Below are 24,753 nucleotides of genomic sequence, written 5' to 3' on the forward strand. Positions count from 1 at the left end.
CCGGGAACGTGCCCGGCGGGCTCACCGGCCCTGTTGACCAGCGGTGATCGGCCACCCCGCGCGTTCCGCGACCGGAACGGGAAGCCGGGGCGAAGCGGTGCGCGATACAACGTCCGGGTCATCGGCGTGCGCTGGATGGTGGTGAGAACGTTCCCGAAGCGTCCGGTGATCCTGTTGCGCGCCTTGGGAACTCCACTCTGATTGGCCGATGGCGCGGTGTTGACCAGCCGATACGATCCCTACTTGGTTCAGGCAGGACGAATTTCGCCCGCTCTGGGGTTCGATTTTTTCGGCGCGGGCGACGTGATGGTCACCGGGCGAGGGGGTTTGGGGTCGTGAGCGGGAGCGGATCCGACTTCCACGGCGGTCCCGTGTTCCGGGTTCTGGGACCGGTGGAAATCGGCGCGGGTGATGCCGTTCGGCATGTGACCGCGTACCGGCAGCGCACCGTGCTGGGCCTGTTCCTGTTGCGGGTCAACGAATTCGTCTCGGTGGAAGAGCTGATCGACGCCATCTGGGGCGAGGCTCCGCCGCCGACCGCCCGCGAGCAGGTCCAGATCTGCGTGTCCAGGTTGCGCCAGATGCTCACCGGGATCGGCGAGCCGCGGTCGATCGTGACGCGCTCGGGCGGCTACGTCTGCCAGGTCGACCCCTCGCGCGTGGACGCGGCGCTGTTCGAGGAGTACTCGCGGGCCGGTGAGCAGCACGGCGCCGCGGGCCGAACGGCCGAGGGCGCGGAGATGTTCCGGCGCGCGCTGGCCCTGTGGCGCGGCGAGGTGCTGGCCGGTGCTTCGGGCAAGGCGCGGCTGCTGGCCGATGCGTTGGTGGAGAAGAAGATCGCGGTCGTCGAGCACTGCGTCGAGCTCGAACTGGAGCTGGGCAAGCACCGGGAGCTCATCGGCGAACTGGCCGGACTGGTCGCCGAGCACCCGTGGCGGGAGCAGCTGCGCGCCTACCTCATGGTCGCGCTGCACCGCTCGGGCAGGCAGGCCGAAGCGCTGGAGGCCTACCGGCAGGCCAGGCGGGACTTCATCGACGAGCTCGGCATCGAACCCAGCGATTCGCTGCGACAGCTCGAATCGGTGATCCTCGCCGGCTCCGACGAGCCCGAGATCGACGGCGTCGTGCCGTCCGGTCCGCCGCGCCGGGCCGAGGAGGTCGTGCCGCGCCAGCTGCCCGCTGCCATCGGTGACTTCACCGGCCGCGGCCTCGCCGTGTCGGCCATCGAGGAGAAGCTCGGCGGCCCCGCGGCGGAGAACACGATGCGCATCGTGTGCATCGCCGGGCGAGGCGGTATCGGCAAGACGGCGCTCGCGGTCTACGTGGCGCACCGGCTGTGCGACGACTACCCGGACGGCCAGCTCTTCGTCAACCTCCGCGGCACGACGGACCCGGTCGAGATCGCCGACGTCCTGGCCCGCTTCCTGCGCGCGACCGGCCTGCGCGACAGCGAGATCCCCGCCGACCCCGAAGAGCTGCAGGACCTCTACCGCAGCCGGTTGAGCGGGCGGCGCGTGCTGGTGGTGCTCGACGACATCGCGGGGGAGGAGCAGATCACGCCGCTGCTGCCCGGCAGCCCGAGCTGCTCGGTGATCGTCACCTGCCGGCGGCCGCTGGGCATCCTGCCGGGTGCGGTGACGCTCAACCTCGACATCCTGGAGGGCAAGCAGGCGCGCAACCTGCTCGCCCGGCTGGTGGGGCACGAGCGGGCGAGCGCGGAGAGCGAATCGCTGGACGCCCTGACGCAGCTGTGCGGTCACTGGCCGCTGGCCATCCGCATCATCGGCGCGCGGCTGGCGGGCAAACCGCACTGGACGCTGTCGGCGATGGTGGAGCGGCTGCAGGACGAGCAGGGCAGGCTCGACGAGATCGCCTACGGCAACCTGCACGTGCGCTCGACCCTGTCGATCTCCTACGACGGCCTCTCACCGCAGGCGAAACGCCTGTTCCGGCTGCTGGGCGTGTGCCGGGTGCCGGATTTCGCGCTGTGGGTGCCCGCCGCGCTGCTGGACACCGACCTGCGCACGGCGGGCGACGTCCTGGAGGAGCTGATCGAGGCGAAGCTGGTCGACGTGGTGGCGGCGCAGGGCACCCGCTTCGGCTGGCACGACCTGATCCGGATCTTCGCGGTGGAGCGGTTGCGCGAGGAGGACCCGGCGGCGCGCGCGGCGGCCGAGCGGCGCCTGCTGGGCGCCTACCTGGGCTTGGTGCGCGAGGCGCACCGACGGTTGTACGGCGGCGACTACACCGTGCTGCACGGCGACGGCTACCGCTGGGAGCTCCCCGAGAACCAGGTGGACCGGCTGCTGGCCGAGCCGATGAGCTGGCTGGAGGCCGAAGAAGCGGGGCTGGTCGCGGCGGTGCACCGAGCGGCGGAGACGGGGGCCGACGAGCAGTGCTGGGACTTGGCGTTGACCTCGGTGACGTTGTTCGAGGCGCGCGGCCAGGTGCACCGCTGGCAGGAAACGCACGAGCGCGCCCTGGAGTGCGTCCGCCGCGCAGGCAACCGACGCGGTGAGGCGGCCATCCTGTGCTCGCTGGGATCGCTGCGCCAGACAATGCGCGGCGATTCCGGGGTCGAACTCCTGGAAGACGCGTTGCGCCTGTTCGCCGAGCTCGGCGAACAGCACGGGCAGGCGCTGGCGCTGCGCAACCTGGCCTTCGCCGACCGCATGGCCGGGCACTTCGACAGCGCGGCGGTGCGCTACACCGCCGCCGTGGAGAGCTTCCGCGAAGTCGGCGACCTCGTCGCGGAGGCGCACACGCTGATCAGCCTGGCGCAGGTGCATTCGGGCCTGCGGCGCTTCGACGAGGCGACCCGAGCGCTCAGCGAGTCGATGACGTTGTGCCACCGCACCGGAAACCGCCGCGTCGAGGCCCAGGCGTGGCAGCGCTACGGCGAGCTCTACCTGCAGCAGGAGCTGTTCGGCAAGGCCGAGGAGGCCTTCCGCAAGGTGCTGGAGCTGGTGCTGCCGATGGGCGACCGGGTGGGCGAGGTCTTCGCCCTGAGCGGGCTCGGCGCGACGTGGACCGAACAGGGCAAGTACCCGGAGTCGGAGAAGGCCCTCACCCGCGCGCTGGAGCTGTGCCAGCTGGTCAGCGCGCACCTGGGCGAAGGCCGGGTGCTGCTCGAACTGGGCTGGCTGCACCTGGCGAGGCAGGAGCTCAACAGCGCCGACGAGTACCTCCTGCGGGCGTCGGACTCGTTCGAGGAGCTCCGGGCCAAGTTCTGGCAGGCCCGGACCCTCGACGCGCTGGCCCAGGTCCGCCTCCGCAGCGACCAGCGAGCAGCGGCGGGCACGCTGTGGCGCAAGGCGCTCGACCTGATCAGGACGACGACCTCGCACGAAGCGGAGAAGCTCGCCGAGAGGATCGAACGCCAACTGAGAGTCCTGGAAAGCCCGCTGCCCGAGTGACGGCGATCGGGCCGTCTGGTGACCGGCTCCTCGCGGTCTTCTTCCCGATGGCGCCACGGCGCGGGCAGCGGCGGTCCTGCCCCCGGCTCAGGGGAGGAACTGCGTCCTGGCCCTGGCGCGCACCTGGTGACCGGCGGCCAGGGCTCCGGCGAAGACGAGCAGGTAGGCGTTGCCGTAGAGGATCTCCACGCCCTGCCACGGTGGTACCGCGCTGATGCCGAGGACCGGGAAGTGGATGTCGAGCCCGAACAGGACGTGCACCGGCCAGGCGAAGGTGAGCGCGAGCAGACCGGCGATGGCGGTGGGGGATGCGAACCTGATGGCCAGCACGGCCAGCGGAGCGATCCACACCCAGTGGTGGCTCCAGGAGAACGGTGAGACGGCGGTCGCGGTCAGGCCGCAGAGGGTCAGCCCGAACAGCTCGTGACCACGAGCGCGCGCGACGGCGGCCAAGCCGATCCCCAGCGCCACCACGGCGATCGCGCAGATCAGCCACACCACTCGTTGGGCGTCCCCGACGCCGACGAGCCGGGCGATCAGGCCGTTGATCGACAGGTTCCCGGATCCGTCGGTCTCCGAGAACCTGGTGTTGTCCAGGAACGTTCCTCCCCAGTAGCGCGCAGAGTCCTCCGGGGCGATGAGGAACCCGGCACCGGTGGTGGCAGCCGCCGTGATCGCCGCCGCAGCCGCGGCCCGGAACCGTCGCGTGCACAGCAGGTAGACGATGAACAGCCCCGGGGTGAGCTTGATGCCGGTTGCGATGCCGAGCCCCACTCCGCTCCACCTGCCGCGAGCGGTGAGGTCGAAGAGCACGACGGCCAGCAGCAGCAGGTTGATCTGCCCGAGCCACATGGTCCACGTGATCGGTTCCAGCACGAACAGCACAGCGGTGATCGCCACCGCGGCCCGGCGCAGCTCCCGATCCGGGTGGTGCCCGATGCAGCGCAGGCACCGCCACACCACGGCGGCCAGGAGCGCGATGTGCGAGGGGATGACCAGTGCTTGGCACAGCCACGCCGGGATCAGGGCCAACGGCGTGAACAACACGGCCGCGAACGGCGTGTAGGTGAAGGGGAAGCTGCCGACGGCCACGCGCAGGTCGGCTTCGTACAGCGGTTCCCCGTGCAGCAGAGCGGCGCCACCGGCCCGGTAGACGGTGATGTCGAGGAAGTCGCCGACGACCATCTGCCCGGTGAAGGCCCAGTGCAGCAACGACGGAACGGCGAACACCGCTGCCGAGAGCACGACGACGGCCACCACGTGCCGGGACAACCACCGAAGCCGCGGCGAAAGTTCTTTCTCCCCGGCCGAAACCGTGACCTGCACGCCCGTCCTTCAGCTCTGAGGCAGGGCCCCGACTGGTCCGGGGGCGCTGCGCCACGTGCCATTCCGCGATGCACCGCTGTTCGGCTGACTGCCTTGTCCAGTAACTCTTTCGAGCCCCGAGTGCCGCGAGCCTCCTGACGAAGGCCGGACCGCGCCAAGACTATGGTCGCCGGCGAGTCACGGGCATCGGCCGAGCGGGGGAGACCGCAATCACAGTTCACGAAGGTTCAAATCGTGCAGCGGGACGGACTCGACTGGTGTGTGCGCGGCGTTGCGCGCAATCGACGAGTGCGCGGTGAACGTCTCCGAACCGAACTCGTCGGCACCGGGGTGCAACGGTGTCGCCGGGGCAGCGACTCCTCGCGCCACAGCCTCCACGTCGAATCGCGTCGCTAGGCGTTGATGGGGGAGCAGCAACGGGTCCGGGCGGCTTCGGCGAGGTGGCTTGTGACGTATTGGGCGTCGCGGTGGACGCCGCGCAGGGTGGCCGAGGAGAAGCTGGTCTGCCATTCCAGGCCGACGTAGCCGAGCCGGGGGCAGGTGGTGGAGACGCCGCGCCGGTGCTGCGGTGCGCCTGCGGCGTTGAGCGCGCCGAGACCCTGGAGATAGGAGACGTCGGGTCGGTAACCGGTGGCGAGGATGAGGGTGTCGACGGTTTCGCGAGTGCCGTCGGCCCAGGTCACGGTGGTGCCGTCGAGGTGGGTGAACATGTCTCGGCGGTCGGGGCTCCCGGCTTGGACGGCGGCTCTGTAGGCGCCCTTGTCCGAGATCGGTGTGGTGGGCGGGGTGCGCAGCCACGGGCCGATCGGGAGGACGTCGAGTCGGGTGGTGGCGGTCCACCAGTGCAGGTCCTTGCCGAGCAGGGTGGGCTTGGCGAAGCGCAGCGGTGCGCGGCTGGCGATGGTGGTGCGGGCGTGCCCGGCGAGTTCGACGGCGATCTGCACTGCGGAGTTGCCGCCGCCGACGATGACGACGCGCTGCCCGGCGAAGGCGGAGGGTTCGCGGTATTCGGCGGTGTGCAGCACGTTGCCGGTGAAGTGGCCGGGCAGCATCGGGCGGTGGGGGCGGCTGAACCCGCCGGTGGCGGCGATCAGGACAGGCGCGACGAAGGTGTCGCCGTGCGCGGTGTGCGCGGTGTGGGTGCCGTTGGTCGCGGTGACGGTTTCGACGCGGTGGCCGGTGCGGATGTCGACGTCGAGCGTGGCGGCGTAGCGGCGGAGGTAGTCGATGACCTCATCGCGGTGCGGGTAGCGGTCGGGATCGCCGGGGAACGGGACGCCCGGGAACGCGCTGAACCGCGCCGGGGAGAACAGGGTGAGGCTGTCGTAGTAGTTCGGCCAGGAGCCGACGGGTTCGGGCCCGGCTTCCAGCAGCAGCGGTCGGAGGCCACGGGCGCGGAGGGCGTGGGCGGCGGCGAGGCCGGACTGGCCGCCGCCGATGACGATGGCGTCGTGGTCGCTCAAGTTCGGGCACCTTTCAGCGCCCCGCCACCTTCGGCCGGTGGCGGGTCGGGGGCGTGCTGGGTCAGTCGTCGTCGCAGGTGCGGCGGCGTTCCAGGAAGACGGTGTCGCGCCAGACTCCGTGGTGCCGGGCGATGCGCTCGCGGATGCCGACGGTGCGGAACCCCGCGGAGTAGTGCAGGGCCAGGCTGGCGCGGTTCTCCGGGAAGATCGAGGTCTGCAGCGTCCACAGCCCGTCCAGGTCGGCGGCGGTGACCTGCTTGTGCAGCAGGGCTTTCCCGACTCCGCGACCGCGGAACGCTTCGCCCACGTAGAGCGAGTTCTCGCCGACCCCGGCGTAGCAGTTCCGGTTGGACACCGGCGTGATGGCGGCCCACCCGGCGACCTCGCCGTCGATCTCGGCCACCCATCGGTGCGCCGGAATCCATTTAGCCTCCAGCGCTTTGCGCGGTGGCACCTCGGTTTCGAAGGTGGCGTCGCCGGTGGCGATGCCCTCGGCGTAGATGCGGCGCACCGCCGGCCAGTCGGCGGCGTCGAGGGCGCGGACCGTGACGTCGGCGGGGAGGTCGTCCGGGCAGCAGGGGCGGGCGAGCATGCCCATGACGGCTTCGGCGGCGTGCGGCAGGCCGGTGCAGCACGCGGTGTTGATCGAGACGCGGGTGGTGGTGCCCTGCTTGGACAGCACCACGAAGCCGACGTCAGCGAGCTTGCGCACGTGGTGGGAGCAGGTCGACTGGCTGATGCCCAGCAGCTCGGTCAGCGCTCCCACGGTGGTCGAGCCCGCGGCGGCCACGGCGTGCAGCAGCCGCACGCGCATGGGTTCGGCGAGGCTGGCGAACCAGCCCGCGTAGGTCGCCGCGGCCTCGGTCGGCAGCAGCTGCGTCTCGGGTGTCGTCATGACGCCCAGTATCGACACCGATCGATGGTTGCGTCAATCGACGTCCGCCGATACATTCCCCTCATCTTCATCGAGCATCATCGATAAAAGGAGAGTCTCGTGGAAGAGCTGCCGGTTGTGGTGGTCGGTGCCGGGCCCATCGGGCTGGCCGCAGCGGCGCACCTCGCTGAACGCGGATTCGAACCGCTCGTGCTGGAAGCGGCGAGCGAGGTCGGGGCCTCGGTCCGCGAGTGGGGCCACGTGCGGCTGTTCTCGCGGTGGGCGGAGCTGGTCGATCCAGCCGCCGTCCGGCTCCTGGAAGCGCGGGGATGGCAACGCCCGGATGCGGCGGGGTACCCGACGGGCGCGGACTGGGTTTCGCAGTACCTGGATCCGCTCGCAACCGCCCTCGGTGACCGGGTCCGGCTGGGCGCGCGGGTTGCCGGAGTGGCGCGGCGGGGCCGGGATCGCGTGGTCGACGCCGGGCGGGACACCGAGCCGCTGACCGTGCACGTGACCACCGCTGGTGGCGAGGAGCTGATCACGGCGCGGGCGGTCGTCGACGCATCCGGCACCTGGAGCTCGCCGAATCCGCTGGGCGGCGACGGCCTGCCCGCGCTCGGCGAAAGCGCGGCGCGGGAGCGGATCACCTACCAGGTCCCGGACTTCACCGATGAGCAGGTGCGAGCGCGCTTCGCGGGCAAGCGCGTGGTCATCGCCGGAAGCGGGCACTCGGCGCTGACCGCTCTGGTCGGGCTGGCGCAGGTCGCCGAAGAAGCGCCGGGCACCGAGATCGTGTGGGTCCTGCGCCGCGGCACGCCGGGCAACGTCTTCGGCGGCGGCGAGGCCGACCAGCTCCCGGCTCGCGGCGCGCTCGGACTGCGCGCCCGGCAGGCGGCCGAGTCGGGACGCGTCCGGACGATGACGGGGTTCCGCACCGCCTCCGTCGAGCCGGGCGGGGACGGCCGCCTGGTGCTGACCTCCTTCGACGGGCACAAGACCGATCCGGTCGACGAAGTCGTGGTGCTGACCGGGTTCCGGCCGGATCTGTCGTGGCTGTCGGAGATCCGCCTCGAACTCGACCCGGTGCTGCAGGCGCCGGTGGCGCTCGCGCCGCTGATCGACCCGAACGTGCACTCCTGCGGCACCGTCTACCCGCACGGCGCGAAGGAGCTCTCGCACCCGGAGCCCGGGGTGTTCCTGGTCGGGATGAAGAGCTACGGCCGCGCGCCGACCTTCCTCGCGATGACCGGATACGAGCAGGTCCGCAGCGTCGCCGCCGCGATCGCGGGCGACACCGAGGCCGCCGAACGCGTCGAGCTCGTCCTCCCGGAAACCGGGGTGTGCGGCGGTGCCGGTCTGTTCGACGAGCCTGAGACCGAGGAGGGCGGCTGTTGCGCCGCGCCGGAGGTCATCGGTTTGACCGCGCCGCCGCCCCGCGCGGGTTAACCGGCGGCTTCGTCGCGCTGGAGCTCTTCGGCGATCGCTGCCGCGGTCGTCTTCGCGATCCGGCTCGCGCCGACCAGCGTGGCCGCGGCCCAGCCGGTCCAGTCCCCGTAGCCGAGCAGGTGCAGTCGCGGTTCCTGCAGGCAGCGGGTTCCCTCGGTCGGCACCACGCCGTTGTCCACCTCCAGCCCCAGCGGCGCGAGGTGGCCGAGGTCCGGGCGGAAGCCGGTGCACCAGATGATCGCGTCGCAGTCGAGTTCGCGGCCGCCGTTCCAGCCGATGCCGCCTTCGGTGAGCCGGTCGAACATCGGCTCCGCCCGCAGGGCGCCGCGGTCGCGGGCGTCGCGGACGGCGGGCAGCATCACGATGTCGCCGAGGCTCCTGGTCCCGCCGTTGTCGGGGAGCCCGGCGCGGCGGGCGGCCTCGCGCTGGGTGGCCACGTCGAACAGCACCCGCCCGTCGACGTCGTCCGGCATGAACCGCGGCGGTCGGCGGGTCACCCACGTCGTCGCCGCGACCGCGGAGACCTCCGCGAGGATCTGAGCGGCGGAGTTGCCGCCGCCGACCACCACCACGCGCTGACCGGCGAACTCCTGCGGAGACCGGTAGTCGGTGGTGTGCAGCTGCCGACCCGCGAACAGTTCCTGGCCGGGGTAGGACGGCAGGTGCGGAGCGCCCCAGGTGCCGGTCGCGCTGATCACTATCCGCGCCCGCCACGCGCCCTGGTCGGTCCGCACCGCCAACCACCCGCCCGCATCGTGCACGCCCCGCACCCGCACGGGCCGTTGCACCGGGAGGTCGTAGCGCTGCTCGTAAGCGGCGAGGTAACCGGCGACGTGCTCGGCCGTGGGGAACTCCTCGCCGGGTTGCCGGGGCATCCACCAGCCCGGCAGCGGGCTGTACTCGGCGGGGGAGAACAGGCGCAGCGAGTCCCAGCAGTGCCGCCAGGCGCCGCCGGGCCCGGGCTGGTCGTCGAGGACGACGAAGTCCGCACCAGCCCGCCGCAGGAAGTACCCCGCCGCCAGACCGGCCTGGCCACCGCCGATCACCACCACGTCCCGAACCTCGGTCACCCGCGCCTCCCGACTCCACGACCTCCTGAGTCACCGGTCACACTGCCGCGCGGAGGCCGCCACCGAGCTTGCGTCCTGCATCGATGACTGTCAAATTAGATCCATGTCGAAACACGAGTTGCCGATCGTCGACGCCTGCTCGACGCAGGTGATGCGCGAGCCCCTGACCGCCGAGCAGGCGGCGGAGCTGGCCAAGGCGTTCAAGGCGATCGGTGACCCGGTCCGGCTGCGCCTGCTGTCGCTGATCGCCTCCCACGCAGGCGGCGAAGCGTGCGTGTGCGACCTCACCGGCGCTTTCGAGCTGTCCGGGCCGACGATCTCCCACCACCTCAAGGTGCTGCGCGAAGCCGGGCTCATCACCGGCGACCGCCGGGGCACCTGGATCTACTACCAGGCCCGCCCGGAAGCGCTCAAGCTGCTGGCCGAGTCGCTGCTGCCCGCGCAGGCGGTGACGGCGTGAACCGGACCGCGGAGAGGGCAGTGGTGGTGAAGCTGTCCACACTGGACCGGTTGCTGCCGGTGTGGATCGGTGCCGCGATGGTGCTCGGCCTGCTCGCCGGGCGCTGGATCCCAGGACTGGGGCCAGCGCTGGATTCCGTGCAGCTCGACGGGGTTTCGCTCCCGATCGCCCTGGGGCTGCTGGTGATGATGTACCCGGTGCTGGCCAAGGTCCGCTACGACCGGCTCGACACCGTCACCGGCGACAAGCGCCTGATGATCTCCTCGCTCGTGCTCAACTGGATCCTCGGCCCCGCGCTGATGTTCGCGCTGGCCTGGATCTTCCTGCCCGACCTGCCCGAGTACCGCACCGGGCTGATCATCGTCGGCCTGGCCCGCTGCATCGCCATGGTCATCATCTGGAACGACCTCGCCTGCGGCGACCGCGAAGCCGCCGCCGTGCTGGTCGCGCTCAACTCGCTGTTCCAGGTCATCGCCTTCGCCGGGCTCGGCTGGTTCTACCTCTCCGCGCTGCCCGGCTGGCTCGGCCTGCCCCAGGTCGGCCTGGAGGTCTCCGCGTGGGAGATCGCCAAGAACGTGCTGATCTTCCTCGGCATCCCGCTGGTCGCGGGTTTCCTCACCCGCAAGCTCGGCGAGCGCGCCAAGGGCCGCCAGTGGTACGAGGATCGGTTCCTGCCCAAGATCGGCCCCGTCGCCCTCTACGGCCTGCTGTTCACCATCGTCGTCCTCTTCGCGCTGCAAGGTGACGCGATCACGTCCAACCCGCTCGACGTCGCCCGCATCGCGCTGCCGCTGCTGGTCTACTTCGCCGTCATGTGGGCGGGATCGTTCGCGCTGGGCAAGGCCGTCGGCCTGAACTACGAACGCTCCGCGACGCTGTCGTTCACCGCCGCGGGCAACAACTTCGAACTCGCCATCGCGGTGGCCATCGCCACCTTCGGCGTCACCAGCGGCCAAGCCCTCGCCGGTGTCGTCGGCCCGCTCATCGAGGTCCCGGTGCTCGTCGGCCTGGTCTACGTCTCGCTCGCCGCCCGCCGCTGGTTCGCCTCGTAACGACCAAGGAGCCGCTGTGCCTTCCACTCCCGAGGTCCTGTTCGTCTGCGTGCACAACGCGGGCCGCTCGCAGATGGCCGCAGCCCTGCTGCACCACCACGCCCGAGGCCGGGTCACCGTCCGCTCGGCTGGATCCGCACCGGCCGACACCATCAATCCCGCGGTGATCGAGGTGATGAGCGAACTCGGCATCGACCTCTCCCGGGAGTTCCCGAAGAAGCTCACCACCGACGCGGTCGAAGCGGCCGACGTGGTGATCACCATGGGCTGCGGCGACGCCTGCCCGGTCTTCCCGGGAAAGCGCTACCTCGACTGGCAACTCACCGACCCGGCGGGCAAACCCGTCGACGAAGTCCGCCCGATCCGAGAAGACATCGACAACCGAGTCCGCACCCTGCTCACCGAACTCCTCCCGGAACACCCCGGCGACCAGCGATGAGCAGGGCGCGCGAGCGCCCAGCCGCTTGGCGGTGGCCGCTGTCATGTCGCTGACGATGAAGCCGGGCGCGATCCCGTTGGCGGTGATGCCGTCGGGCGCCAGCTCCAGCGCGAGGGCCTTGGTGTAGCCGCGACTGATCTCCACGACTTTCCACAGAGGCGAGGCCACCCGCCCAGCCGATCCGGCGCGCACAGCCGACCCGGCGCGATGTCGCGCACACTGGGAGGTGTGCTGCGCGTCGTGCTCGTCGTGGGGCTGGTGATCGCCGTGGTCCTGGGCTCGGTCTGGGCGTTCCAGCGCAGGCTGATCTACTACCCGTTCGGTCGGCCGCCGCCGGCGGCCGCGGTGCTCAGGGGCGCTGAGGAGGTCGTGCTGCGCACGAGCGACGGGCTGCAGCTGGGTGCCTGGTACCTGCCAGCCCGCGGCCAGCACCGCGGTACGGGTGTGCTGGTCGCCGACGGCAACGCGGGCAACCGGTCGCTGCGGGCTCCGCTGGCCGACGCGCTCGCCGACCGCGGACTGGCGGTGCTGCTGTTCGACTACCGCGGTTACGGTGGAAACCCGGGCCACCCGAGCGAGGCGGGGCTGGCGAAAGACGTCCGCGCAGCCCGGCGCTACCTCGTCGAGGAAGCCGGGCTGCGACCGGATCGGTTGGTCTACTACGGCGAAAGCCTCGGCGGGGCCGTCGTCACCGAGCTGGCGTCCGAGCACGAACCCGCCGGGCTGGTGCTGCGCTCACCGTTCACCGACCTCGCTTCCGTCGGCCAGCGCCACTACCCGTACCTGCCCGTGCGGTCGTTGCTCCGGGACCGGTTCCCGCTCGCGACGCACCTGCGCGACGTCCGGTGCCCGGTCGCCGTCGTCTACGGCACCGCCGACTCCATCGTGCCTCCGGAGGAGAGCCGGGCCGTGGCCCGGATGCGGCCCGGCACGATCGAACTGGCCGTCGCGAACGCGGACCACAACGATCTCGCCCTGCTGGACGGTCCCGAGGTCGTCGAGTCGGTGGTGCGGCTCGCGAACTGACCGGCCCCCCGCTCACGCCTGGGCGGTGCTCACCGCCAGGGGGTCTCCTGGGTGCGCCACTGGGCGATCTGGAAGGAGCGGGTCTCCTGGAAGTACTGCTTCGACGGCTTGCGGCAGACCAGGACGATGAACGTGATGGTGCCGGTCAGAGCAAGTGCGCGGACGAGCGCGATCATGACGATCAACCCGGTGGGAAGCCCGAGATGCCAAGGCAACCCGAGCGCCACGTACATGACGGGTACCAGGAGGCTGCTCAGCAGTTCCAAGCCCAGCCAGACCGCGGCGAGCACGATGAGCGTCACCCGAGCCCAGTTCCGTCCCGCGCGCACCTGCAGTCCGAACGCGATCCACAGCGCGATCAGAACGACGCACATGACCGCGGTGTAGATCCAGTCCGTGTCCTGGGCCGGCACCGGTTCCACGCCGTACCGAGCCAGTGCGGCGTCGAGGCCGGAGGCGATCACATCGTTGGTCAGGTAGGCGAACACGGTGTCCAGCGTGCCGACCACCAGCGGTACGACCATCGCGATCCAGAAAGCAATCTCGACCGTTCGCGGCCGACGCGGCTCGGTCAGCTCTTGCGCGGGCGCCGGTGGAGCCGCGTCCGCGAGCGGGGAGCCGCTCTGCGGTAAGGGTGACTCGCCGCCCTGACCGTGCGACTGCTCGTCGCGGGATCCCGGCTCGGGAAGCCCGTCCGGGGGCTGTTCGCCTCGACCTTGAACAGGTGGCAACGTCACGGATGAACAGTAGGAACATCGCCGAACCCCGACCACTGAATTCCGGCAATCGTTACGGAACCGCCGAATTCACCACAAGCCCGCTACGCAGCCCGGTCCACGCTCGCCCGCCGCATCGGGACCGCCCGCCGCCGACTCGCGTCCGCCAGGGGCCATGCGGCAGGGGGCTGCCGAACCAGGTGATCACCGGTCACGTACGATGTCCAGCACAAGCCCCCGTAGCCCAACGGCAGAGGCAGCGGACTCAAAATCCGTCCAGTGTGCGTTCGAATCGCACCGGGGGCACGTATTGGTGCAGGTCAGCGCGAGTGTGGCTGGCCTGCATTTTGGTATGCCACGGGCCGACCCCCCGAACTCGCCTTCTCGGCATGGGTGGGCGCCGCAGCTCCGGCCCCCATTCACGTCGTGGCCGGACGTGTCCTGTTGCGGTGGGCGTTCAGCACGGTGAGGTGCGGGGTTTGCAGGGTTCGCCGGCGCGGGCGCTCAGCCTGTCGAGGGTCACCACGCCGTCCGGGCCGACCTTGAGGATGGGAACCGCCTTGTTGATGGCTTCACCTTGAGCCGACAGGGAGATGTAGCCGCTGGCGCCGCGGACCAGGTTTCCTCCGTGCAACCTGGCCAGCGCTTGGCCGACCGCGCCGGGGGTGGTGTTGGGCGCGTACGGGTCGCGCACGGCGGTCACCGCGGTGAGCACCGCGTCGAAACCGATGATGATGCCGCCGTCCGCGAGTTCTTCCGCGGTGTCGCGGCCGGGGTGGACGCGGGGGTAGCACCATTGGTCGCACGGTCCGCGCAGCGCGGTCACCGAGGCCTGCGGGAAGGCGGCCGGGTCCGCGTCCCAGGCCTCGGGGTGGGCGAGGCCGGTGTACTCGACGGTGACCTGAGCGCTCAACGCGTCCCGCAGCCCGGGCTCGTCGCGGGCGACCGCGTTGGCGAAGGCGACCGCGTCCGAGCCCGTGATGATCCGCACCGGCTGTTGCGGGCAGTTGCGCGAGGGCAGTGCTCGGACGAGGGTGTTGAGGTCGTTGCTGCGCCCGGCGAAGAACACCACGTCGGGTCGGGTGTCGCAGATGTCGCGGACGATGCCTGCCATGGTGGTGGCGACACCTTCTCCTCCGCCGTCGAAGGTTTCGTTCCCCACCAGCTCGTGGGTGGAGTCGGCGAAGCTCTCCTGGAACGCCTTGCCGAGGGAGTCGGCGTAGATGTTGGCCGGGTTGCGGTCCTGGATCACCATCGCGGTCGAGGCGCTGGACTTGACCGCTGCCGCGGCGGCCGCGGCCTGGTCGCGGTTGGTCGGTGCGACCCGCGCCAAGGGCACGTTCGGCGAGGGCGGGGCGTCGGTGAGCTGGTCGGCGGTGAGCCGCGCCGCGATCACCGGGATCGACACCTGCGTGAGCCGGTCGAGCGCGGCGCGGGTGGTTCCCAGGGAGCGCCCGGAGGCCACGACCGCGACCAGCCGCTGGTCGTGGCTGCCGCCGGGGGCGCGCTCGATCAGCCCGGAGACCGCTGTGGACCAGTGCTGGGCGTTCTCACCGCTGTTGGCCACGACCAGCCGCACCTGCGGCCGGTCGCCGATCAGCTGGGCGCGGTTGGCCTGGATCTGGGCCAGCTGGGCGCCTTCGAGGTCGTGGCGCACCGCGGTCAGGTAGTCGTCGTCGGTTCCCGGGCTGGGCAGCGGGATCAACACCCCGATGGTCACCGGCGGGGTGTTCGACGGCGTCTGCTCCACCGCGGTGTTCTCGCGGTGGATACCGGCCATGATCGCGGCGATGCCCGGATCCGGGTGCAGCTGGGTCGAACCGTCGCTGACGCCCGCGCACTGACCGTCGCCGGTGCCGGTGAGCCCCGCGCCGCAGGGCCGCAGCAGCGGGTGGATCCAGTACACCGACGCGAGGAACAGGGCTGCCGCCACCGCCGTCACCATCAGGCCGGTGGCGAAGCCGCTGAACGGCCAGCCCAGTCGCTCCGGTCGGTCTGCGTTCGCGGATCTTCGGAGAGGTGTCATGTCCGGGACCTCATTCGCCGAAGTTGCGCCAGCGGGTGTGGCAGTCCTGGTAGATCGTGGCGTGGTCGTGGAACGTGCCCGCCGGCCCGTACTTGTCGCCGAGGGCCGCCAGCCCGTGGGCTATGACCGCGCACATGCTGTGGTGCGGATCGCCCAGCGGGTCGTTGTGCAGCTGCATGGCCAGCACCAGTCGGGCCAGCACCGGCTCGTCGACCGCACCGGCGCTGGACACCAGTTCGTGGTGGTGCTCGACGACGGGCTGCGATGTCGTGACGCGCGCGAGCGGGGCCTGGGTGATCGCTTCCAGCCTGCCCAGCCAGTCCTTGGCTCCCAGCGTGCTCTCGCCGAGCCACGCCTCCAGGGCGTCCACGACGTCGGCGACCTTCCCGGCCGCGAGCTTGTGGTACAGCGCGGTGACCGGATCGGACTTCTGCATCGCGACGGCGATCTGGGTGTGCCAGGTCTCCCACACGACGTGGCGGAAAGCCCTCGCTCCCACCTGGTGCGCCACCGCGCGGCGCAGCAGCGGATGGATCACCGGAGGGGCGGCGGGATCGTCGGGGTCGTACTCCACCCAGGCGTCCCGGGACAGGAACTGCGCGAGATCGCTGCCGACACCGGCGCCGTTGTTCCGGAGCGGGGCGTAGACCTGGTCGGTGCACTCGTCGGTGAGCGTGCGCAGCAGGGCGAACTGGATCACCCCGGGGCGGATGGCCGCCGGCCAGCGTGCGGTGGCCAGCTCGATCACCCACTCGTCGAAGCGCCGGCCCGCGGTGGTGAGCTCGCACAAGCCGCGCGGGTCGGGCAGCTGTCCGCCGTGCTCGTGGGCGTGGGCCGCGATCGCGTCCATCAGCACGGCGGTGGCACCGGGGTGATCGCCGGTGAGGCGGCGGAGCGTGGTCACCAGCGGGCGCAGATCGGCGCTGCTGTTGGCGGGCAGCTTCCGGCTCAGCGCGACCTGAGTCGTGAAGGAGCCCTCCTGCTGCCGGCTCGTGGCGCGGATGTTCACCGCCGGGCGCCAGACCAGCGGGTAGCGCAGCTTCCAACCGTCCCCGCGGGCCGGATCCCAACCCTGGTAGCGGGAGTTCGCGACCAGCTCGGGGCGCCACAGCGAGGCCGCCTGGCCCGGGATCACCGGGCGCAGCGGACCGGCTTCGACCAGCAGCGCCGGACTGGTCCTGGGTCCCGCGTCGGTGGCGCGGAGCTCGGCGAGCTCGCGGATCACCTGCTGCACCCCGTTTCCCTGCACGCGGTAGGGCGTCCGCTCCGGCGGGGTTCTGTCGAACACGATGAGGCAGCGCCGGGATCGCTTGAAGACGCTGGGGCGGGTTTGCTGCCACGCCGCGAGATCGGCCACCACGGCCCGGCACAGGATCGGTGCGACGGCGTCCTTGTTGTCGGGGTGCAGCGCTGCTTTGCGGGCCAGCTCGATCAAGCCGTCGACACCCGTTCCGACGTTGGCCCGGGTGATCTCGTTGCGGTACCACTGCAGCGGTTTGCCTCGTAGCAGAAGGGCGCGGTGCAGGTATCCGGCCGCCGAGCCGGTGGCCGTGCCCACCCAGGCGGCGGCGGTCGACGGGACGCCGAAGGCCTCGGCCAGCGCCGTTCCGGTCTGGTTCAGCCAGTTCACGAGCGCGCGACCGCCGCCGAGCTTGCCGCCCAGCGTGCGGTTGATCATCTCGTCGCGGCGGGCGTCGGGCAACGAGCTCTCCAGCTTCCCCTGACTGGCCAGCACACCCAGTGCGAACCGGGGAAATCGCGGTGCCGAACGCCAACGCGCGCTGCGGCTCAGCTGCTCGGTGAGGCGCAGCAGAACTTCGAGCATCGAATCGCCGTGCAGCTGCGCCCGGGTCACATGCGCAGCCGGAACGATGGGCCCCCACCGCTCGACCAGTGCTTCCAGCGCTTCGGGCAACTCGGTTCCCGAGGCGCCCCACAGGCTCAGCACCGGCGGTTTGCCCGGCGCTGAACGCACTTCCAGTGCCTCGGCCACCAGCTGTCGCAGCCGCGTCTCATCGGAGTCCCCCACGAGCCCTCCCAACGCCGCCACGCGCCTCGAATTGAGATCGACATCATATCGACCAGCTGGTCGATGTGATCGCGTTTGCTCGAATTTCCGGCGCGCTGCTCGTTCGGCTCGACAGTGCGCGAGGCGTTGCGGAGACACCGCCGGGCGGCGATCAGCGGGTGATCGCCGCCCGGAAGCCGCGGTCAGTCCGCGGGGAGTTCGGTTGCGAAGTGGACGATTCCGGTCATGCGGCGGGAACCTTCTCCGGGATGCGAGGCTCGGAGGTGATCGTCGACGGGCCCGGGCCGAGCAGACCCGCGGCGAGGGCGGCGAGCGCGAGGGCTGCGGCCGTCCAGAGGAGAGGCGTCATGCCAGCGATCTCGAACACCGTGCCGCCGAGGAAGGCGCCGAGCGCGATGGAGGCGGTGAAGACTCCGACGTAGAGGCCGGTGACGTTCTCCTCGTTGCCCGCTGCGGCGCGGGTCATCCAGATCTGGCCCGCGACCGAGAGACCGCCGTAGGCCAGGCCCCAGACGACGATGGCCGCGATCGCGATGGCGGCCACTGCGCTGAACAGCGCCAGGACCGCGATGGCGAGCAGGATGCCGAGCGCGAGCAGCACGACCGTCGCCCGGGAGCGCTTGGCGGCGAGGGCGCCGGCGGCGAAGTTGCCGATGAGGCCGAAGACTCCGTAGGCGAGCAGGACCGCCGCGATCGAGGCGGCGCTGATCCCGGTGCTGTCCTCCAGCACCGGGCGGATGTAGGTGTAGGCCGCGAAGTGCGCGGTGACCAGGAAGACCACGACGATCAGTCCGACGACGACCGCCGGAGTGCGCAGCAGCGGCCGACCGCCGGTCGACGCGGTGGCGGAAGCGGTCGGCTTCGGGAGTTTCGGCAGCGAGATCAGGAGAATCGCGGCGAGGAGCAGCGCGCTGGCGGTCAGCGCGCCGAAGGCGCTGCGCCAGCCGAAGGCGTCGCCGATGAGCGTGCCGAGCGGGACGCCGATGACCGAGGCGGCCGCCACGCCGCTCACCGCGAGCGACACCGCGAGGGCAGCGTGCCGGGCGGTGACGAGGCGGGGCGCGACGACCGCTGCCAGCGACCAGACCACGCCCATCCCGATGCCGAGCACGGTTCGCGACACGACGAGCACCGCGAAGTCCTGCGCGAGCACGGTGAGCGCGTTGCCGGCGGCGAGCAGCACCATCGCCACCGCCAGGACCGTGCGCCGGTCGAGGGTGCCGAGCACGCGGGGGGCGATCGGGGCTGCGATCGCGGCCACCACGCCGGTGATCGTGAGGCTGTAGCCGGCCATGCCCGGCGTGATGCCGAGCCCGCCCGCCATCGGGGTCAGCACGCCGACCGGCAGCATCTCCGAGGTGACCACGATGAACGTGCACAGCGACAGGACCGCGACGGCCAGCCACTGCCGGAGCGGGCCGCGGTCGGATTCCAGTGGGGTGTTCACGTCCTGATTCGAACAACGCCCGGGAGGCCGAACAACAGCGATTCGCTGCACGATCGATGAGCTAGGCTCATCGATGGAGGGGGATGACGGGATGGAACAGCTTCCCGCGCGGGAGATCGAGTGCCTGCTCGTGCTGGCCGAGGAACTGCACTTCGGGCGGACCGCCCGCCGCCTGGGGTATTCGCAGAGCCGCGTCAGCCAGCTCATCGCCGCGCTCGAGCGGCGCATCGGCACCGAGCTCGTCGAGCGAACCAGCCGACGGGTCGAGCTGTCCAGGTTCGGGGCGGAGTTCGTCAGCGAGGTCGGCCCCGCCTACGCGCAGCTGGTCGGCGTGGTCGGGCAGGCGCGCGATCGCGCCAAGCGCGGCGGCCTGCCCGAGCTGCGCATCGGATTCCAGGGCAGTGCGTACGAAGAGGTCACCGAGGCGCTGCGCCGCTTCCGGGTGCGCTACCCGATTTCGGTTGTGGTGCAAGAGATCCCGCTGGGATCGCCGTTCTCCGCGGTGCTCGACGGCGCCGTCGACTGCGCTGTCGCGCTGCTGCCCGTCCAGGACGAGCGGCTCACCGTCGGATTCCGCTTCCCACCGCAGGACCAGTACCTGGCGGTGGGCGCGACGCATCCGTACGCCAGGCGAGAATTCCTCGACGTCGAGGAACTGGCAGCGGTCGACCTGATCTCCTCCGCCGGCGACGCGCCCGGCTACTGGACCGAAGCCCAGGTTCCTCCCACGACGCCGTCCGGAACCGAACTCCGTTCCACGACAAGCGTTTCCACGCTGCAGGAGGGCTTGACGCTCGTCGCGGGCAGCGAGCACGCGATGCTGCTGTGCCGCCCGTTCGTCGAGCGCAGCAGCCGCCGCGACGTGCGCTGCGTCCCGGTCACCGGACTGAGCGGCACGTCGCAGCTCGGACTGATCTGGCGCACCGACCGCACCACGGTGCAACTGCAGTACCTCGCACGACTGCTGGCCGAGGAATCCGCGCGAGCGGCTTCCACCGCGTGAACCCACGACCGGACGGATTGTGAGTCCGCTCAGTGCTTTCCGTCCAGGCCGGTGTTCTTGGGCAGCAGGAGGAAGACCGCGATGGCGGTGGCGATCATGATCAGGCCGCCGAACAGTCCGGTCTGGGCCAGGGAGTGGTTGAACGCCTCCTCGGCCCGGATCGCCAGTTCCGGCGCACCCGTTTCCGCCGCGATTTCCAGGGCGGCGCCCAGGGATTCCTCTGCTCCGACCGGAACGATCGGGGCACCGCCATCAAGGTGTGCGCGATAGGCGACCGAGGCCGCGCTGCCCAGGACCGCCACACCCAGCACGTTGCCCAGGTCGTAGGCGGTTTCCTCGGCTGCCGCCGCGTTTCCCGCCTTCTCCGGCGGCGTGCCGGACATGATGATCGCCGAGGCGATCGCCAGCGAGCTCGCCCCGATGCCCAGCAGCGTCAGGGCGAGCAGCACCACGGGGTAGGTCAGGGGCAGCGCGTGGAGGCTGAGGAAACCCAGGCCCGCCAGGGCCAGTCCGCCCGCCACCGTCGTGCGCGCACCGATCTGCGCGGCCGCGGTCGGGGCCAGCGGTGAGGCGATCGCGGCGCCGACGGCCATCGGCAGCAGGTACACGCCGGTCTGCAGCGGGGAGAAGCCTTCGACGAGCTGGAACCACTGGGCGACCAGGAGCAGCAGGGCCGCCATCGCGAACATCGAGGCCAGCGCGGCCAGCACCCCGGCGGTGAACGGGCGCCGCGAGAACAGGCCGACGTCCAGCAGCGGGTCGGTGCGGCGCAGGCAGCGCAGGACGAACCAGGTCAGCAGGGCCACCGCCGCGGCCAGCGCCGCCCAGGACGGCAGGTCGGCCGGGCCGAGCTTCGCGAGGCGCTTGATCGCCCAGATCAGCGCGACCATGCCGGCGATCGCCTGCGCGGTGCCCAGCACGTCCCAGCGGCCGGGGGCGGGATCGCGCACCTCGGGCAGCAGCACGAGTCCCGCGATGAGCGCCGCGATCATCAGCGGCACGTTGACCAGGAACGCGGCGTGCCAGGAGAAGTGCTCCAGCAGCAGGCCGCCCGCGATCGGGCCCACCGCCATGCCCAGCGAGGAGACCGCCGCCCACACGCCCAGCGCGGTGGCGCGCTCGCGGGGATCGGTGAACAGGGAGCGGATCATCGACAGCGTCGTCGGCATGATCATCGCGCCGCCCACGCCCAGCAGCGCGCGGACCGCGATCACGGCGCCCGCGCTGTCGGCGGCCAGCACCAGCAGCGACGCGCCGCCGAAGACCGCGAACCCGCTCAGCAGCAGCTTCTTGCGCCCCCACCGGTCGGCCAGCCGGCTCATCGGGATCAGCAGCCCGGCCAGCACCAGCGAGTAGACGTCGATGATCCACAGCTGCTGGTCCGCGCCGGGCCGCAGGTCGGCGGCCAGGCTGGGCAGCGCGACGTTGAGGATCGTCATGTCCATCGCGATGACCAGCAGACTGGCGGCCAGCACGCCGAGGCCCGCCCAGCGGCGGCGTGCGGACAGCGCCGGGGCCGCGAGGCCGGAGGTGCTCACGCCCGGCCTCCGGGACGCATGAGCGCGGTGATCGCGCGGCGCAGGAACTCGGCGTCCAGCGGCTCGTCGTGGAGCAGGGCGTGCACGATGGTGCCGTCGCAGAAGACCGCGATGGTCCGCGCGGTCTCCGCATCGGTGTAGGGCGCGAGGATCTCCGCCATGCGCTCGGTCCAGCTCAGGGCCAGCGGGCGCAGTTCGGCGTCGTTGGCCGCGGAGAACGTGAGAGCGCTGTCGATGCGCACCTGCGCGGTGTCGTTCAGGTAGTCGTGCAGCCACGTCGCCAGCGCCGCCGGGTCGCCGTCACCGGCGGCCAGCGCGTCCCGGATCTGGTCGAGGGACTCGTCGAGCCGCTGGGCCAGCCGCGCCAGCGCTTCGGCCTTGAGCTCGTCCAGCGAGGAGAAGTAGTAGGTGGTCGCCCCCAGGGACACTTGGGCGCGCGCCGCCACCCGCCGGTGCGTCAGCTCGTCGACGCCGTTTTCGGACACCAGGGCCACCGCGGCGTCGATGATCGCCTGCCTGCGGCCGCGCGGATCACGGCGGGCCCGCTTCTGCTCCACCACGGTTTCGCTCCCTCGATTCACAGAACAAGCGTACATGTACGCCCGTACTGTACGCATGTTCTGCAAGGGGGCGAGCCGGGATCAGCGGCCGAAGTCCTGGGTCCAGTAGTCGCCGTTGACCGCCACTCCGACGGTCTTCATCGAGCAGTTGAGGATGTTGGCCTTGTGCCCCTCGGACTTCAGCCAGCCGTCCATGACCTCCGCGGCGCTCTTGTAGCCCTGCGCGATGTTCTCCGCGCCGGGGGAGGGGTGCCCGGCCTGCTTGATGCGCTGGCTGAAGGTCTCGCCGTCGGGGTTGGTGTGGTCGAGGTAGGAGCGGCCCGCCATGTCGGCGCTGTGCTCGGCGGCGGCCTTGGTGAGCCGGGCGTCGGCCTTGACGGCCTTGCAGCCCGCTTCGGCGCGGGCCTTGTTCACCAGGGCCACGACCTGGTCCTCGATCGAACCGGAGGCCATCGCCGCGGGGGACCAGGCGGCGGAGCCGATGCCGATCAGCAGTGCGGTAGCGGTGATTACGGAGCGTCGAAGAGTCGGGGTCTTCATGCCAGCTCAAGCTACCCATGCGGGTGAGATCGAACTGTTATATATGGAGTAAGTCACGCTGAGTAATGCACTGCGTGATGGCGCGACTACGGCCCGGTGCGACCGTTCGGCCTGGTTCCTCCCGGTTCGGGACCCTGGTGGTGCTGATCAACGCGAGTTAGGTTCACAGCTCAACCGAGGGTCACCGGTCGGACGGGGGCTGTGATGGTCGACGAAACCGCGATCGAGCACGACGACGCCGGGCTGCGGCGGAGCCTGAAGAACCGGCACCTCCAGATGATCGCGCTCGGCGGCATCATCGGCGCCAGCCTGTTCATCGGCAGCGGCGCGGTGATCTCCACGGTCGGGCCCGCGGCGGTGCTGTCCTACGCGCTCGGCGGGCTGCTCGTCGTGCTCGTGATGCGGATGCTCGGCGAGATGGCCACCGCCGCGCCGACACTCGGGTCCTTCATGGAGTACGCCCGCACCTCGCTCGGCGACTGGGCGGGATTCACCATCGGCTGGCTGTACTGGTACTACTGGGTCGGCGTGGTGGCCTTCGAGGCCGTCGTCGGCGCGGAGCTGCTCAACCCGCTGGTGCCGGTGGTGCCGCAGTGGGTGCTGTCGCTGGTGCTGATGTTCGCGCTCACCGCGACCAACCTGGTCTCCGTCCGCTCCTTCGGCGAGACGGAGTTCTGGCTGGCCTCCATCAAGGTCATCACCATCGTGATCTTCCTGCTGTGCGGCGCGGTGTTCGTGCTCGGGCTGTGGCCGGGAGCGGAGTTCTCGGTCGGCAACATCGCGCGCGACGGGTTCGTCGCCAACGGCTGGTTCGCGGTGCTGCACGGCGTGGTGATCGTGATCTTCTCCTACTTCGGCACCGAGATCGTCACCATCGTCTCGGCCGAGTCCGACGAGCCCGAGCGCTCGGTGGCCAAGGCGACCAAGGCCGTGGTGTGGCGGGTGCTGCTGTTCTACGTCGGCTCGGTGGCGCTGCTGGTGATGATCACCCCGTGGCAGCAGATCCCGGTCGAGAGCAGCCCGTACGCCGCGGCGTTCTCCCGCTTCGGCCTGCCCGGCGCGGAGGTCGTGGTGAACGTGGTGGTGTTCACCGCCGTGATCTCGGTGCTGAACTCGGGCCTCTACACCGCCTCCCGGATGCTCTTCGCCCTGCAGCGGCGGCGTTTCGCCCCGGCCTGGGTGCGCGACGTCAACCGGCGCGGAGTGCCGTGGAAGGCGATCCTGCTGTCCACTCTGGTCGGCTACGTCGCGGTCGCGGCCAGCTACGTCTCGCCGGACACCATCTTCTACTTCATCATCAACTCCGCCGGCGCGGTCGCGCTGTTCATCTACGCGATCATCGCCGCCTCGCAGCTGCGGATGCGGCGGCGGCTGGAGCAGCGGGCGCCGGAGCGGCTGAAGCTGCGGATGTGGTTCTTCCCCTACTTGACGTGGGCCACGCTGGTGGTGATCGCGGCTGTGATCGTCACCATGGGAGCCATCGGGGAGGTCCGCTCGCAGCTCACCCTCAGCCTGGTCAGCCTGGTGGGCATCCTGCTGGTCTACGTGCTGTTCGTGCGGCCGCGGCGCCGCTCGGCGTGATGTCGCAATGGTCACGCCGCGGGTTAACCTCGACGTCAAGTCGGGACCGGTATTCTGCGGTTTCCGGTGCAGATCGCACTGGAAACCCGAGCTCTATGGAGGACCCCGGTGACGACGCCGGCTACCGAGGACACACGCGAGGCCAAGCCCGTCGAACGTCGCGTACTCGTGGCCGAGGACGAGGCGTTGATCAGGCTCGACCTGGTGGAGATGCTCCGGGAGGAGGGCTATCAGGTCGTCGGTGAGGCCGGGGACGGGCAGGAAGCCGTTCGCCTCGCCGAGGAGCTGCGCCCCGATCTGGTGATCCTGGACGTGAAGATGCCGAAGATGGACGGCATCGAGGCGGCCTCGAACATCGCGGGTGAGCGGATCGCGCCGGTGGTCATCCTGACCGCCTTCAGCCAGCGCGACCTGGTGGAGCGGGCGCGCGACGCGGGGGCGATGGCCTACCTGGTCAAGCCGTTCGCCAAGCGCGACCTGGTGCCGGCCATCGAGCTGGCGGTGTCCCGGTTCACCGAGGTGCAGGCGCTGGAGTCCGAGGTCGCCGACCTGACCGAGCGGCTCGAAGCGCGCAAGACCATCGAGCGCGCCAAGGGCCTGCTGATGAGCAAGCACAGCCTCTCCGAGCCCGAGTCGTTCCGCTGGCTGCAGCGCACGGCCATGGACCGCCGCACCACCATGAAGGCGGTCGCCGAGGCGGTGCTGGAGAACCTCTCCTGAATTCCAGGCCCGTTCCGC

General features: G+C 70.8%; 20 protein-coding genes, 1 tRNA gene and 1 pseudogene. 10 read left to right on the forward strand and 12 right to left on the reverse strand.

Annotated features, from left to right (window positions below; all coding sequences use genetic code 11):
* The first annotated feature begins 425 nt into the window (after positions 1-425).
* Positions 426-3,416 (forward strand): AfsR/SARP family transcriptional regulator, encoded by a 2,991-nt coding sequence (locus C4T78_RS24550; RefSeq protein WP_143185921.1) that lies wholly within the window; start codon positions 426-428, stop codon positions 3,414-3,416.
* Between the two features lie 87 nt (positions 3,417-3,503).
* On the opposite strand, the gene C4T78_RS24555 is transcribed toward C4T78_RS24550, so the two are convergent.
* The 3 genes from C4T78_RS24555 to C4T78_RS24565 form a co-directional block, all read right to left on the reverse strand.
* On the reverse strand, positions 3,504-4,688 hold the full coding sequence (locus C4T78_RS24555; RefSeq protein ID WP_103908159.1) for a glycosyltransferase 87 family protein: 1,185 nt from the start codon (positions 4,686-4,688) through the stop codon (positions 3,504-3,506).
* A 446-nt stretch (positions 4,689-5,134) separates the two neighbouring features.
* Positions 5,135-6,205 (reverse strand): flavin-containing monooxygenase, encoded by a 1,071-nt coding sequence (locus C4T78_RS24560; RefSeq protein ID WP_093354791.1) that lies wholly within the window; start codon positions 6,203-6,205, stop codon positions 5,135-5,137.
* 61 nt (positions 6,206-6,266) lie between these two features.
* Positions 6,267-7,100, reverse strand: a complete 834-nt coding sequence (locus C4T78_RS24565; RefSeq protein ID WP_093354789.1) for a helix-turn-helix domain-containing GNAT family N-acetyltransferase — start codon at positions 7,098-7,100, stop codon at positions 6,267-6,269.
* A 99-nt stretch (positions 7,101-7,199) separates the two neighbouring features.
* On the opposite strand from C4T78_RS24565, the gene C4T78_RS24570 reads away from it, so the two are divergent.
* Positions 7,200-8,528, forward strand: a complete 1,329-nt coding sequence (locus tag C4T78_RS24570; RefSeq protein ID WP_093354786.1) for an FAD-dependent oxidoreductase — start codon at positions 7,200-7,202, stop codon at positions 8,526-8,528.
* Here the strand turns inward: C4T78_RS24570 and C4T78_RS24575 are convergent.
* Positions 8,525-9,598 (reverse strand): ArsO family NAD(P)H-dependent flavin-containing monooxygenase, encoded by a 1,074-nt coding sequence (locus C4T78_RS24575; RefSeq protein ID WP_093354784.1) that lies wholly within the window; start codon positions 9,596-9,598, stop codon positions 8,525-8,527. The two genes, C4T78_RS24570 and C4T78_RS24575, sit on opposite strands and share 4 nt — an antisense overlap.
* A 103-nt stretch (positions 9,599-9,701) precedes the next feature.
* Here C4T78_RS24575 and C4T78_RS24580 point away from each other — a divergent pair, with 103 nt between their 5' ends.
* From C4T78_RS24580 to C4T78_RS24590, 3 genes are all read left to right on the forward strand, one after another.
* On the forward strand, positions 9,702-10,058 hold the full coding sequence (locus C4T78_RS24580) for an ArsR/SmtB family transcription factor (protein WP_093156176.1): 357 nt from the start codon (positions 9,702-9,704) through the stop codon (positions 10,056-10,058).
* Positions 10,055-11,110: an ACR3 family arsenite efflux transporter gene (gene arsB, locus C4T78_RS24585; protein WP_093354781.1), complete on the forward strand. Its 1,056-nt coding sequence runs from the start codon at positions 10,055-10,057 to the stop codon at positions 11,108-11,110. Before C4T78_RS24580 ends, arsB begins: the two co-directional genes overlap by 4 nt.
* Positions 11,111-11,183: 73 nt before the next feature.
* Positions 11,184-11,549, forward strand: a complete 366-nt coding sequence (locus C4T78_RS24590; protein ID WP_235863669.1) for an arsenate reductase/protein-tyrosine-phosphatase family protein — start codon at positions 11,184-11,186, stop codon at positions 11,547-11,549.
* 15 nt (positions 11,550-11,564) lie between these two features.
* On the opposite strand, the pseudogene C4T78_RS37120 reads toward C4T78_RS24590, so the two are convergent.
* Positions 11,565-11,681, reverse strand: a pseudogene (locus tag C4T78_RS37120) (SDR family NAD(P)-dependent oxidoreductase); the annotation flags it as partial.
* A gap of 96 nt (positions 11,682-11,777) precedes the next feature.
* Between C4T78_RS37120 and C4T78_RS24600 the strand changes: the two are divergent.
* Positions 11,778-12,575 (forward strand): alpha/beta hydrolase, encoded by a 798-nt coding sequence (locus C4T78_RS24600; protein ID WP_093354776.1) that lies wholly within the window; start codon positions 11,778-11,780, stop codon positions 12,573-12,575.
* 29 nt (positions 12,576-12,604) lie between these two features.
* On the opposite strand, the gene C4T78_RS24605 is transcribed toward C4T78_RS24600, so the two are convergent.
* The gene (locus C4T78_RS24605; protein WP_093354773.1) at positions 12,605-13,099 is read right to left on the reverse strand and encodes a hypothetical protein; all 495 of its coding nucleotides are present in this window, start codon (positions 13,097-13,099) and stop codon (positions 12,605-12,607) included.
* A gap of 425 nt (positions 13,100-13,524) precedes the next feature.
* Between C4T78_RS24605 and C4T78_RS24610 the strand changes: the two genes are divergently transcribed.
* Positions 13,525-13,597: transfer RNA gene (locus tag C4T78_RS24610), tRNA-Leu, on the forward strand.
* A gap of 151 nt (positions 13,598-13,748) precedes the next feature.
* Here the strand turns inward: C4T78_RS24610 and C4T78_RS24615 are convergent.
* The 3 genes from C4T78_RS24615 to C4T78_RS24625 all read right to left on the reverse strand — a co-directional run bounded on the left by C4T78_RS24615 (position 13,749) and on the right by C4T78_RS24625 (position 18,793).
* Positions 13,749-15,317, reverse strand: coding sequence for an ABC transporter substrate-binding protein (locus tag C4T78_RS24615; RefSeq protein WP_093354771.1), 1,569 nt, complete (start codon positions 15,315-15,317; stop codon positions 13,749-13,751).
* A gap of 10 nt (positions 15,318-15,327) precedes the next feature.
* Complete coding sequence (locus C4T78_RS24620) at positions 15,328-17,346, reverse strand: hypothetical protein (RefSeq protein ID WP_093354768.1); 2,019 nt, start codon at positions 17,344-17,346, stop codon at positions 15,328-15,330.
* Between the two features lie 223 nt (positions 17,347-17,569).
* Positions 17,570-18,793 (reverse strand): MFS transporter, encoded by a 1,224-nt coding sequence (locus C4T78_RS24625; RefSeq protein WP_235863646.1) that lies wholly within the window; start codon positions 18,791-18,793, stop codon positions 17,570-17,572.
* Positions 18,794-18,884: 91 nt separating this feature from the next.
* Here C4T78_RS24625 and C4T78_RS24630 point away from each other — a divergent pair, with 91 nt between their 5' ends.
* Complete coding sequence (locus C4T78_RS24630; protein ID WP_093354766.1) at positions 18,885-19,796, forward strand: LysR family transcriptional regulator; 912 nt, start codon at positions 18,885-18,887, stop codon at positions 19,794-19,796.
* Positions 19,797-19,825: 29 nt separating this feature from the next.
* Here C4T78_RS24630 and C4T78_RS24635 read toward each other — a convergent pair whose 3' ends face one another.
* The 3 genes from C4T78_RS24635 to C4T78_RS24645 form a co-directional block, all read right to left on the reverse strand.
* Positions 19,826-21,334, reverse strand: a complete 1,509-nt coding sequence (locus C4T78_RS24635; protein ID WP_235863645.1) for an MFS transporter — start codon at positions 21,332-21,334, stop codon at positions 19,826-19,828.
* A complete protein-coding gene (locus C4T78_RS24640) occupies positions 21,331-21,894 on the reverse strand; it encodes a TetR/AcrR family transcriptional regulator (RefSeq protein WP_218161629.1) in 564 nt (187 codons plus the stop codon). The genes C4T78_RS24635 and C4T78_RS24640 overlap by 4 nt, the downstream gene beginning before the upstream one ends.
* 81 nt (positions 21,895-21,975) lie before the next feature.
* Positions 21,976-22,434 carry a CAP domain-containing protein gene (locus C4T78_RS24645; protein WP_093354761.1) on the reverse strand — a complete coding sequence of 153 codons (459 nt, stop codon included), beginning with the start codon at positions 22,432-22,434 and terminating at the stop codon, positions 21,976-21,978.
* 204 nt (positions 22,435-22,638) lie between these two features.
* On the opposite strand from C4T78_RS24645, the gene C4T78_RS24650 reads away from it, so the two are divergent.
* Together C4T78_RS24650 and C4T78_RS24655 are read left to right on the forward strand one after the other, a co-directional pair.
* Complete coding sequence (locus C4T78_RS24650) at positions 22,639-24,015, forward strand: amino acid permease (RefSeq protein WP_093355245.1); 1,377 nt, start codon at positions 22,639-22,641, stop codon at positions 24,013-24,015.
* A gap of 108 nt (positions 24,016-24,123) precedes the next feature.
* Complete coding sequence (locus C4T78_RS24655) at positions 24,124-24,735, forward strand: ANTAR domain-containing response regulator (RefSeq protein ID WP_093156159.1); 612 nt, start codon at positions 24,124-24,126, stop codon at positions 24,733-24,735.
* Positions 24,736-24,753: the final 18 nt, after the last annotated feature.

The organism is Saccharopolyspora kobensis, assembly GCF_900108315.1.
GTDB classification, from domain to species: Bacteria; Actinomycetota; Actinomycetes; order Mycobacteriales; family Pseudonocardiaceae; genus Saccharopolyspora; species Saccharopolyspora kobensis.